General features: G+C 69.6%; 7 protein-coding genes. 4 read left to right on the forward strand and 3 right to left on the reverse strand.

All coding sequences use genetic code 11. The features are described from left to right. Nucleotides 1-230 precede the first annotated feature (230 nt). The 4 genes from GA0116996_RS19410 (at nucleotide 231) to GA0116996_RS19425 (ending at nucleotide 4,902) form a co-directional block, all read left to right on the forward strand. On the forward strand, nucleotides 231-785 hold the full coding sequence (locus tag GA0116996_RS19410; RefSeq protein ID WP_092314884.1) for an LbetaH domain-containing protein: 555 nt from the start codon (nucleotides 231-233) through the stop codon (nucleotides 783-785). A 176-nt stretch (nucleotides 786-961) separates the two neighbouring features. Beyond that, nucleotides 962-2,149, forward strand: a complete 1,188-nt coding sequence (locus GA0116996_RS19415) for a polysaccharide biosynthesis/export family protein (RefSeq protein ID WP_482156198.1) — start codon at nucleotides 962-964, stop codon at nucleotides 2,147-2,149. A 42-nt stretch (nucleotides 2,150-2,191) separates the two neighbouring features. Further along, complete coding sequence (locus GA0116996_RS19420) at nucleotides 2,192-2,656, forward strand: arsenate reductase/protein-tyrosine-phosphatase family protein (protein ID WP_243419711.1); 465 nt, start codon at nucleotides 2,192-2,194, stop codon at nucleotides 2,654-2,656. Then, a complete protein-coding gene (locus GA0116996_RS19425) occupies nucleotides 2,653-4,902 on the forward strand; it encodes a polysaccharide biosynthesis tyrosine autokinase (protein ID WP_092314890.1) in 2,250 nt (749 codons plus the stop codon). The genes GA0116996_RS19420 and GA0116996_RS19425 overlap by 4 nt, the downstream gene beginning before the upstream one ends. A 989-nt stretch (nucleotides 4,903-5,891) precedes the next feature. On the opposite strand, the gene GA0116996_RS19430 is transcribed toward GA0116996_RS19425, so the two are convergent. The 3 genes from GA0116996_RS19430 to GA0116996_RS19440 form a co-directional block, all read right to left on the reverse strand. After that, the gene (locus GA0116996_RS19430) at nucleotides 5,892-7,712 is read right to left on the reverse strand and encodes an alpha/beta hydrolase family protein (protein WP_092314892.1); all 1,821 of its coding nucleotides are present in this window, start codon (nucleotides 7,710-7,712) and stop codon (nucleotides 5,892-5,894) included. A 119-nt stretch (nucleotides 7,713-7,831) separates the two neighbouring features. Further along, on the reverse strand, nucleotides 7,832-10,174 hold the full coding sequence (locus tag GA0116996_RS19435; RefSeq protein ID WP_092314894.1) for a polysaccharide biosynthesis tyrosine autokinase: 2,343 nt from the start codon (nucleotides 10,172-10,174) through the stop codon (nucleotides 7,832-7,834). A gap of 111 nt (nucleotides 10,175-10,285) precedes the next feature. Beyond that, nucleotides 10,286-11,806 carry a mannose-1-phosphate guanylyltransferase/mannose-6-phosphate isomerase gene (locus GA0116996_RS19440; RefSeq protein WP_165835188.1) on the reverse strand — a complete coding sequence of 507 codons (1,521 nt, stop codon included), beginning with the start codon at nucleotides 11,804-11,806 and terminating at the stop codon, nucleotides 10,286-10,288. Between the last annotated feature and the right edge of the window lie 303 nt (nucleotides 11,807-12,109).

Consider the following 12,109-nt stretch of genomic DNA (forward strand, 5'->3'; position numbering starts at 1 on the left):
ATGGCTCCGGTCGCACCGGGTGCAAGCAAGTCTGCGCACGCGGTGTCCTGCCTGCAGCATGCGCCAGCACCGGGTGCCGTTCCGTGCGCTGGCGCACCTGTGTGGAGCGTGATGGCGGCCGCGGCAAGCCCGACGGCTTCGCGCCCGGCTTCTGTGGCGCGGCGCACCGATACACGGCACGGCTTCGCGCGAGCATCGCCGCAATGTCCGCCGTTCCGGAAACGCTCCGTATGATCATCCAGCACACCCACCGCACCTCCGGCCCGTCGTTTTCGCTGTCCAACCGCGTGCGCCGGCAGCTATGGAATTGGGTATGGCTGTGGCTGTTCCGCCCCAGCCTGCGCCCGATGCACGCCTGGCGCGCCGCGTTGCTGCGGCTGTTCGGCGCCCGCCTTGGCCGCGATGCGCGGGTCTACCCCGCGGCGCGGATCTGGGCGCCGTGGAACCTGGTGATGGGCGAGCACACCGCCGTCGCCGACGGCGTGACGCTCTACAACATCAGTCCGATCACGCTGGGCGACTACGCCATCGTGTCACAAGGCTCGCACCTGTGCACGGGGTCGCACGACTACAACAGCGAGACTTTCCAGCTGATCGCGTCGCCCATCACGCTGGAGCGCCACGTGTGGGTGTGCGCCGAAGCGTTCATCTCGCCCGGCGTGACCTTGCCCGAAGGCGCGGTGATTGCACCCCGCACGGTGGTGACCAAACCGCTGCGCGACGCGTGGACGGTGTATGGCGGCACGCCCGCGCGGCCCATCGGCCAGCGCCGGCCGCAGCCATGAGCCAGGCGTCGGACCGCATGCCCGCGGCGCATTCGACCAGTGCGCGGCAGGCCACCCAAGGCGCCCGCGGCAGTGTGCGAGAGCGCACCGATTCACGCTACCCACCGCCCTAGGCTGGGAGCATCAGGGGCCTGCCGTCCCAGCGCGGGCGCGCCCCAATGTGCAGGAGGAATGTCGTGGAAACCAGTCAATGCCGCACCGCTTGCCGCACCGCCAGTCTTACCCACCGCGTCCGAGGGTCGCGCCGGCGCTCGCTGCCTGGCCTGTGCGCCGTGCTCGGCGCAGCCCTGCTATTGGGCGGCTGCGCCGCATCGCCCGGGATGCACTTCAGCCCGACCGCGAACGTCGATGCCGTCGGCCCCGACGCCAAGCCGGACATCACGCCGATCACCATGGAACTGGTGCGCGAGCTGCGCTCGAAGAGCAAGCCCACCAATGACCGCGTCGAGGAACTGTTCGCCACGCCCAAGCCCTATGTGATCGGCCCGGGCGACATCATCTCGGTGGTGGTGTGGGACCACCCCGAACTGGTGTTCCCGACGCAGACCTACAGCATCGGCGCCGGCTTCGAGGTGCCGGCCTCCACCGGCGGCTCCAACATGCCGGGCTATGTGGTCAGCCCTAACGGCGACATCCAGTTCCCGTATGCCGGCGTGATGAAGGTCTCGGGCAAGACCGCCAACCAGGTCCGCGACGAAATGGCGCGCGTGCTCTCGCGCGTGGTGCGCAATCCGCAGATGACGGTGCGCGTGCTGGGCTTCCGCAGCCAGCGCGTCTATGTCGACGGCGAGGTCCGCACGCCCGGCATGCTCGCCATCGACGACGCGCCGATGACGCTGGTCGAGGCGCTCAACCGCGCCGGCGGCGTGCTCAACAACACCGGCGACAACAGCCGTGTGCGCGTGACCCGCGGCGAACGCAGCTGGTACGTGAATATCCCCGCGATGCTGGCCAAGGGCGTCGACCCGTCGCGCATCCTGCTGCGCTCGGGCGACATCGTGCGCGTCGAGCAGCGCGAGGACAGCAAGGTCTTTGTCACCGGCGAAGTGGTGCGGCCGAGCTCGCTGCTGATGCGCAACGGGCGCATGACGCTGAACGAGGCGCTGGGCGATGCCGGCGGCGTGAACCCCAACTCCGCCAACGCCGAGCAGATCTACGTGATCCGCAAGACCGCCAGCGATGCGCCCAAGGTCTACCACCTCGACGGCAACTCGCCGGTGGCGCTGGCGATTGCCGAGGGCTTCGAGCTGGAGCCCAAGGACGTGGTCTACGTCGATGCGCGCGAGGTGGTGCGGTGGAGCCGTGTCATGAGCCTGCTGATAAGCCCGATCGTGGGCGTCAACAGCCTCACTACGCGGCCCTGAGCCATGCTGCCGGCGCCGCTCCCGAGTTCCGATGAAGCCGCAATGATCCGCTCGATCCTGGTGGTGTGCCTGGGCAACCGCTGCCGCAGCCCGATGGCCGCCGACCTGCTGCGCCAGGCCTTGCCCGACTGCCGCATCGGTTCCGCCGGGCTGGCGCCACCGGTCGGCGCCGGTGCCGATCCGCGCGTGATCCGGCTGCTGGCCAAGGACGGGCTGGACCTGGCCGGGCACCGCGCGCGCGAGCTCGATGACGACATGGTCGACGACGCCGACCTGGTGCTGGTGATGGACAGCGAGCAGCGCGAATGGCTGGAGCAGCGCTTCCCGCGCGCGCGCGGCAAGACCTTCCGCCTGTGCGAGGCCGCGCAGGCGGATATTCCCGATCCCTACGGCGGCTCGCAGGCAATGTTCCTGATCGTGCTGGGGCTGATCCGCGAGGGCGTGCAGGCATGGACGGCACAGATTCAATCCGAAGCACAGGCAACCCGCTACGGGGAGGCAACATGAGCAACATCAAGAACCTGCGTGACTACGAGGCCCAGGCCGCGGAAGGCGATGAGCCGTCGTCGGACCTGACTTCGTATGTCGACGTGCTGATCCGTTACCGCTGGACCTTCCTCGCGGTCGCCGCGGCGGTGATGGCAGTCGGGCTGCTGTTCGCGTTGCTGTCCAAGCCGGTCTACCGCGCCGACATCCTGGTGCAGGTGGAGGATCAGAACAGCGGCAACGTCAACAATACCAACAAGCCCACCGCCACGGTGTCGCCGGTATACGACGCCAGGCCCGCCCCCTCGACCGAAATCGAGCTGCTGCGCTCGCGCATGGTGGTGGGCAAGGCCGTCGACGCGCTGCAGCTGGACATATCCGCGTCGCCGAATTATTTCCCGGTGATCGGCGGGGCCGTGGCCGGCTTCAACCGCGAGCTGTCGCAGCCGGGGCTGTTCGGCCGGGGCGGCTATGCGTGGGGCGGCGAAGCGATCACGGTGTCGCGCCTGGAGGTGCCGCCCGCGATGGAGCGCCGGCTGATCACGGTGACCGCGCTGGGCAACGATACGTACCGCCTGGCCTTCGCCAGTGACGCTGCCGTGGCCGAAGGCCGCGTTGGCGTGCCGCTGACGGTGGCGACCCACAGCGGCAAGGTCACGCTCGAGATCAGCCAGCTAGAAGGGCGCCCCGGTGCGGTGTTCCATGTCTCGCGCGTGCCGCGCGCAGTGGCCATTGCCGACCTGCAGAGCAAGCTGATGATCACTGAGCGCGGCAAGCAGAGCGGCGTGATCGGCGTGGCGCTGGAGGGTACTTCGGCAGAGAAGACCGCCGCCATCCTGAACGAGATCGGCAACGAGTATGTCGAGCAGAACCTGCGCCGCAAGGCCGCCGAGGCCGAGAAGTCGCTGGCCTTCCTGGAAGCGCAGCTGCCGCAGCTCAAGCAGCAGCTGGAAAGCGCCGAGTCGCGCTACAACGCCATGCGCAACCAGCGCGGCACCATCGACCTGAACGAAGAATCGCGGCTGGTGCTGTCGCAGTCCGTGGCTGCCCAGACCAAGCTGGCGGACCTGCGCCAGCGGCGCCAGGAACTGATTGCGCGCTTCACGCCCAACCATCCGGCGATCGAGATCATGGACAAGCAGATTGCCGACGTGAACGCCGAGATCGGCTCCGTCGGCAACAAGATCCAGCGCCTGCCGGATATCGAGCAGAACGTGCTGCGGCTGATGCGCGACGTCCGGGTCAGCACCGAGATGTACCAGTCGCTGCTGAACGACGTGCAGCAGCTCAGGCTGGTCAAGGCCAGCAAGATCGGCACGGCGCGGCTGGTGGACCCGGCCGAGGTGCCGATCCGCCCGGTCAAGCCCAACCGCAAGCTGATCGCCGCGGCCTCGGTGCTGCTGGGCCTGCTGGCCGGCACCGCGGTGGTGGTGCTGCGCCGGCTGTTCGACGGCGGCGTCGCGGATGCGGACGAGATCGAGCGCGAGACCGGCATGACGGTGTACGCGACGGTGCCCTACAGCGCGGCGCAGTCGCGCCTGCGCGGCGGGCCCGATATCGACAAGCTGCTCGCCAGGCGCATGCCTGACGACCCGGCCGTGGAAAGCCTGCGCAGCTTCCGCACCTCGCTGCAGTTTGCGCTGCTCAACAGCGACAGCAACAACGTGGTGGTGATCACCGGGCCGGCGCCCGAAGTGGGCAAGTCCTTCATCTCGGCCAACTTCGCCACGGTGCTGGCCACCGCCGGGCGCCGCGTAGTGCTGGTCGACGCCGACCTGCGGCGCGGCGGGCTCAACCACCATTTCGGCAAGCCGCGCGTGCCGGGGCTGACCGAGCTGCTGACCGGCACGCCGCTGGAGCAGGTGCTGCAGCGCGACGTGGTGCCAGGACTCGACTTCATCGCCACCGGCTCGGAGCCGCCGCTGGCCGCCGACCTGCTGCAGACGCGCGGCATGGATACGCTGCTGGCCACGCTCCGGAACCGTTACGACGTGGTGCTGCTCGACACCCCGCCGGTGCTGGCCACGTCCGACGCCGGCGTGCTGGCGACCAAGGCCGGGGCCGTGTTCCTGGTGGCGCGGGCCGACGCCAGTACCGCATCAGAACTCAAGGCCACGCGGCGCGCGATCGTGCAGGCGGGGAGTGATATCAAGGGAGTGATATTCAATGGCCTGAAGGTGGAGGGGCGGTGGTATCGGGCGCATTATCACTTTGGGAAGTATCGGTATATGAATCAGTATGGGGGGGCTAGTTCTAAGAGGGCTTAAGGCTTTGGGTGCGGGGGGCGGCTTTGGGCTTGTTGTCATGCGGTTAGGCGTCGCTTCTCGTTTTGGGGTGGGGCGCTGTTGGTGACATGCTGTCGGCTGTTGAACCGCCTGGTTCCGCCCTCCTGGGCGGGTCACTTTTTGGCCGAGCGCCAAAAAGTAACCAAAAAGCGCGTTTACTGCCCTGCGGGCGGCATGTCTGATCGTAGTGTGCCTGGGGGTTTTCGTACGGGGCTGGGCTTCCTCACATAGCGGGACTGCCTGCCGCGGTGGTGCACCACGGTGGCAGGGGCGTTGAGGTGTGGGTTGAACGAGCCCAGAGCGCGGAGTGGCCCCTGCTGCCGGCCTTGTCGTAGGAACGCCTACGGCTGCGCTGCGCGCGGTCAGTATCGTAGGTCAGGGGCCCTGGCTCGGAACGCGTCGCTGCGCTCGCTTGGCGCTGCAGGTTGGTGACCCGGCTCGGCGGCTGCGGGCGGCCGTATCGCGGGACGCCTGCGGCTGCCGCGGGCAAAATTGCGGTGACGGTCATTGGCGTTTGCCCGCAGCGCAGCCAAAGGGTTGTGCGATTTCGCTCGCCAGCCCAGACCACCGCCAGACAGCGCCAAGCGAGCACAGCGACGCGTCCCGTGCCCCACGCCCCGCGATACTGACGGCGCAGCAGCCGTAGGCGTTCCTACGACAAGGCCCGCAGCAGGCGGCCACCGAGCGCTCTGGGCTCGTTCAATCACCACTCCAACGCCCCTGCCACAGTCGCGCACCACCGCGGCAGGCAGTCCAGCTATGTGAGGAAGCCCAGCCCCGTACGAAAACGCCCGGGCACACTACGATCAGACATGCCGCCCGCAGGGCAGTAAACGCGCTTTTTGGTTACTTTTTGGCGCTCGGCCAAAAAGTGACCCGCCCAGGAGGGCGGAACCAGGCAGTTCAACAGCCGACAGCATGTCACCAACACCGCCCACCCCAAAAAAACCGCAACGCCCAAACCAAACCCCTCAACACACCTTGGCAGCCCGCGGCAACCCATCCCCCACCGCCTCCATCGCCGCCAATCTCGCCACCACGTGCTTGACCACCTGGTCGCAAAAAACCTGCCTCCCCCCCGCCAGAAACAACGCATGGTCCATACACCCATGCCGATGCACACTAATATGCGTGAACGCCGCGAGCGCTTCCAGATCTCTGCCAAAGCGCAGCTGAGCCTCATCGAGCCCCATGTCCGCGGACCCGTACAGCAAGTCGGTCTGCACTCCACGCTCGTTCAGGCTCCGCATCGCGGCCCGCGCGTAAGCCGTGGCTGACGCCAGGTCTTCGTCACCGCGCAGCCGCGTCAGGCGGAACGCCACGCGCTCGGTGGCGTGCCGGTATGCATGGCGTGCCATGGCCGCGGCGAGCGGGCCGATCCGCACCTGCCCGTGCAGCATCCGTTGCCAGTTGCCGCCGCGGCGCGCGGCCGTCAGCCAGCCCTGCCACGAGCGCGCGCCCTTGCCCGAACTCCGGTCGTCGGCGCGGTCCCAGCGGAATTTCACCAGGTTGGCCAGCACCAGGCCGTTTACGCCGGGGTTGGCCAGGGCGGCGTGCAGGCTCAGGAAGGCGCCGGAGCACACCCCGGCCAGCACGATGCAGCGGAAGCCGCGCGTGCGCATCCAGTCGACCGCGGCGCTTACGTCCGCGCGCGGCCCGGGCGAGTAGATCTCGGGAATGCTCATGCTGCGTTGCGCGCGCGGGCTGTCGCCGAGCGCGGACACGTCCAGCCGCAGCGACACCACGCCCAGCCTTGCCAGCCGGCGCGCCAGCGTGACGAACATGCGGCCATCGCCGACATGGTGGTTGCCGCCGGTATTCGGGAAGATCACCGCGACCTGCGCGGGCGCCGCGTCGCGCGGCATGCACAGGATGCCGAACTGGCGCCGCGCGTCGAGCCAGACCGGTTCTTCGACCACGCCATCGACGGCCACGCGCAGCGACGCCGGGCCTGGCGGGCGCCGACGCGCCGCCGGCAGTGCGGCCGATGCGGCCGACGCGGCCGACGCGGCCGATATCGGCGCCAGCCACTGCACCAGTTGGCGCCAGGCCTGCGCCGGCACCCCGGCAAACTCGGCCGATTGCATCATGTCGGCGTAGTCGGCAAACGCGGCCGCATCGACCTTCGCGCCGCCGTCGGTGTAGTACTGCGCCAGCGCACCCGCCGCGGAGGCCGAGCCCGGCCACGGGTCGAGCACCAGCACGCGCGGCGCCGGGCAGTTGGTGCCGCGGTCGAGCCGCAGCGCCTCGAGGTCGCGCACGGTGTCGGCGCTGAAGCGGAAGGCCAGCACGTCGATCGCGCCGGCCGGCGGCGGTGGCGGGGTTTCGGTCGGCCCGACGCTGTTGAGCCAGTTCAGATGCAGCGCGCGCAGCTCGCGCAGGTAGGCGCGGCCATTGACCACGGGCGCGAGCAGCACCAGCGCGGCAACGCCGCCTTGCCATGCCGGGTGCGAGCGCATTGCCTCGGCGGCCTGCACCGCGAGGCTGGCGCCGGCGCGCAGCCCGCACAGCACGATGCGCTCCACGCCGGCCAGCGCGCGCAGCTGCGCGGCCGCGGCCACGATGCTCGAGGCGGCGCGGCCGAGGAAATGCGCGGCCTCGCAGGCGCCGGCGGAATCGCCGGTGCAGGGATAATCAAAGCGCAGCACCGGCATGCCGGCCGCGGCGAGATCGTCGGCAAGATGCCGCCATGCCCGGTGCGACCACATGGCCTCGTGGCCCAGCGGAGCGCACAAAACCACCCCGGTCTTTCCTTGTGCCTCGTGCAGCCAGCCGGCACAGCCTTCAAACATAAGCCGCCTCATGTCGCCTCCTGGCGAGCGGATGGTCAGCCGCCGAGCCGGTGGAGCCAGACCCGCTTTTGCACGCAGAAACGGGTACGCTCCGGCTGCGCTACCTGTTTCCGCGCCCCTTATTCTTTTTTCTCTTCGCGGTGCAGCGCTTGCCCGATCCGGCGCGAGATCGGCGCCGTCGCCGGCATGCCAAGGTACGGATTGACGCTGTTGAACTCGGCCCGGTTGCTGCGCTTGGCGATCACACAGTTGAGGATGCCGCCCAGCAGGCGCGCATCGGCCCGCTGCAGGCGCTTGAGCGTTTCATCGACCTGGCCGGGCAGCGTCGCGTCGGCGCGCAGCACCACCAGGGTCGACCCGGCCAGGTTCGCGACCAGGCTGGCATCGGCCACCGCCAGCACCGGCGGCGTGTCGATCAGCACCAGGTCGAAGCGGGCCGCGCACTGGCGCAGCGCTTCGGCCATGCCCGGGCGCATCAGCAGTTCGGAAGGATTCGGCGGCGGCAAACCCGCCGGCAGGATCGACAGGCCGTTGACCACCGTGGGCCGCACCGCGGCGGACAGCGGCACGTGCCCGGTCAGCAGTTCGGCCAGGCCGGATTCGGCGGGCTGGTCGAACCAGCTCGCGACGCGGCCGCGGCGCAGGTCGGCGTCGATCAGCAGCACGCGCTGGCCGGCTTCGGCGAACAGCACGGCCAGGTTGACCGATGCAAAGGTCTTGCCCGCGCCCGGGGCCGGGCTGGTGACGGCGATGACATGGTCAGGCGCGCTGCGCAGCGCGAAATGCACCGCGGCGCGGATATTGCGCAGCCCTTCCACCGCCAGCGAGTGCGGCGCGTTGCGCGCCAGCAGGAACTGGTCATGCAGGCCCAGCCGCAGCATCCGCTCGGCGCTGTCATCATCTTCCAGCGCGGACACGTCGATCACCGCGCTCGACGGCCGCGGCCGCTCCAGCCGCGCCGACGGTGGCGCGGCGTAGCCCGCGGCCACGCCCAGCAGGGCCTTGGCCGACACCATGCGCTCGAGCGCGGCCTGTTCGCGGCTGAAGGCAATGTCGCCCAGCATGGTGATGCCGAGCTTGTCCTCGGCGTCATTGGCGGTGGCCACGGTGGGCCGCACGCGCTGGCGCAGCGTCAGCGCCCCGGCCGCCAGCAGCATGCCCAGCACGCCGCCGCCCGCGGCCGGCGTCCATGGCCCCAGGCCGACCGGCACGGTGGGCGTGAGCGCGTTGTCGACGATGCGCACCTGCCCGGTGCGGTCGAGCTGCGCCAGCGACAGCTGCTCGACCTTGTTGCGCAGCGTCATGTACATGTCTTCGGCCACCTTGACGTCGCGCGTCAGCGCCACGGATTCACGCTCGGACGCCGACAGGTTCTGCATGCGCGCGTCCATCTCCTGGCGCTCGCGCGTGAGCTGCAGGATCTGGCTGTCGACGGTGCGGACCTCGTTGGCTTCGGTGGTGAAGCGCTGCAGCAGCTTGGTGCGCTCCAGGCGCAGCAGCGCGATCTGGCGCTGGTATTCCATGCTGCCGTTCAGGTAGGACTGCACGTCCTGGCTCGGCGCGAGCGAGCCCGAGCGCGAGCGGTAGCGCGTCAGCGCGCTCTCGGCGCGCTCGAGCTCGGCCTTCACGCGCGGCAGTTCGCCCGACAGGAAGGCCAGCGTCGCGGCGGTGTCGTCCTGGCGCTGCTCGGCCTGGCCCTTGATATAGGAATCGGCAATGCCGTTGACCAGCGCCGCCGCGGTCGCGGGATCGCGGTTCTGCCAGCTGATGCGCAGCGTGGTGGCGTCGCTGGATTCGCTGTCGACGCGCAGTTCGCGCGTAACGGCATCGACGGTCAGCGTCAGGTCGCGCCGCGTGACCAGGAAGCGCGTGCCCGGGCGCGCCTCGATGCGCCCCACCAGCATCGAAATGCCACCGGCCTCGGCCACCTGGCCGGCGCGGCCCTCGAGCTGCGCATCCGGCCCGCTCAGCCGGAAGCCGTTGTCGGGCAGGATCTCCAGTGTCAGCGGCACGTTGAGCAAGCGTGCCGGCACGTTCAGGCGCTCCACCGCCACGCGCTCGCCGCCCCACGCATAGCCCAGTTCCGCCGGCCACGGCCCGCGCAGCTTGCCGGGCTCGGCGAAGTGGTTGACCAGGCTGCCCAGCAGCGGCGCGCGCAGCGGCTGGATCTCGATGTCCAGGTGCAGGCGCTCGACCACCGGCCCGACCACGGCGCGGCTCTTCAGCATGCCCAGGTCGAGCTGCGGCGTGGCCATGCGGCCGGCGGCGTCGCGGGTCTGCAGCTGCACCAATGACTTGGCGCGATACAGGTCGGGAGTGGACAGCCACGCCAGCCAGGCAAGGGCCGCGCCGGTCAGCCCGGCGGCAAGGATCCAGCCTGCGTGGTCCAGCAGCACGCGTGCGTTCGCGCCGCTGCGCGGCGACGCCTGGTCGGGTACCGGTACGGCTCCGGCAAATGACATTCTGCTCACGACATCTCTCCCGCCACACGCTGCCTCACGCCAATCACGCAGCAACCGGTGCCTGCCCGCGCGCCTGCCGGCGCCCGGGCCCATGCACTGGCCGCCGACCCCTTACTTGCGCCCGTAGTTGTCTTCGAACCTCACGATGTCGTCCTCGCCCAGGTAGGCGCCCGACTGCACCTCGATGATCTCCAGCGGCGTCTTGCCCGGGTTCTCGAGCCGGTGCAGGGTGCCGATGGGGATATAGGTCGACTGGTTTTCCGAAAGAATGCTGACGTTGTCGCCGCAGGTCACGCGCGCGGTGCCGCGCACCACCACCCAGTGCTCGGCGCGGTGGTAATGCATCTGCAGCGACAGGCTGGCGCCGGGCTCGACCACGATGCGCTTGACCTGGAAGCGGTCGCCGCGGTCGATCGAGTCATAGCAGCCCCAGGGCCGGCGCACCTTGCGATGGTTCACCACTTCATTGCCATGCTCGGAGCGGATGCGCTGGACGATGTTCTTCACGTCCTGCACGTGGGCCTTGTCCACCACCAGCACCGCGTCGGCGGTTTCGACCACCACCACGTCCTGCACCCCGACGCACGCGATCAGGCGGCCCTCGGAATGCGCCAGGCACGAGCTGGCGCCGTCGAACAGCACGCGTCCGCGGCCGGCATTGCCGCTGGCATCCTTGGGCGCGATATCCCAGATCGCCGCCCACGAGCCCACGTCGGACCAGCCCGCGTCCAGCGGCACCAGCATGCCGGCGATATCCGGCAGGGTCTCGAGCTTCTCCATCACGGCGTAGTCGATCGAGTCGGACGGGCACGCGTGGAAGGCATCCTTGCCCAGGCACAGGACCTCGCCGGCGCAGGCGGCGTGTTCGCTTGCCGCATAGGCGGCACGGCATTGACGCGCCATCTCGGGCTGCAGCTCGGCCACCGCGCGCAGCCACACCGAGGCCCGCACCACGAAGATGCCGCTGTTCCACCAGAATTCGCCCGACTCGACATAGTGCTTGGCCAGCTCCAGGTGCGGCTTCTCGACGAAGCGGTCCAGCATGAAGGCGCCATGCTCGGCGCCGCCGGCCGCGCGGATGTAGCCGAAGCCGGTCTCGGGCGCCACCGGCTTCACGCCCAGCGTGACGATGGCACCGTGGTCCGCATGCTGGATCGCCGTGGCGATGGCCTCGCGGAACGACGCGATGTCGGCCACGCTGTGGTCGGCCGGCGTTACCACCAGCACCGCATCGCCACCCTCGCCCGCGGCCGCCAGCGCATGCAGCGCGGCCACCGTCAGCGCCGGTGCCGTATTGCGCCCGCACGGCTCGGACAGCACGCGCGCCGGCTTGCCGGCGCGCTTCATCATGTCGGTGATCATGAAGCGGTGCTCTTCACCGCAGACCACGATCTGCGCCGCTTCCATGCCGTCGGGGCGGCCCGCCAGCGCGGCCACGCCGGCGAGGCGGTTGGCTGTGGCTTCCAGCAGCGTGTCTTCGGCAATCAGGTTCAGCAGCTGCTTGGGGAACTGCTCGCGCGACAGCGGCCACAGGCGCGTACCGGCGCCGCCGGCGAGGATCACTGGCTGCACCACCGGCAACGCGGCGCAGTGCGCCGCCCTGTCGCCCAGCCCTTGCAGCGTTGCATGGATTTCGCCGTTGACCGGCGGCGGCGTCTGGTTCTCTTCCCGGGTCCGAATTCGCATCATGCCTCCTGGCGTGTCGGCTGTTCCAAGCGTCCCGTGCTTCCCGGGCGTCCGGCCCGGCCCTGCGCAACCACCGCGACGATCTCGCAGAAACGGGTACGCCCGGCAGCGGTCCCTGACCGCCATGACGGGGATGCCAGCCAGTCTAGGCAGGCGTCCTGGCGCAATCTGTTCGATTCCGCACACGCTACTTGCGCCGCCGCGGCAGGCCGCGCGCATGCATGCCGCGGCGGCCTGCGATCGCGCGCC

Origin of the sequence: Cupriavidus alkaliphilus, assembly GCF_900094595.1 — a bacterium.
GTDB lineage: Bacteria > Pseudomonadota > Gammaproteobacteria > Burkholderiales > Burkholderiaceae > Cupriavidus > Cupriavidus alkaliphilus.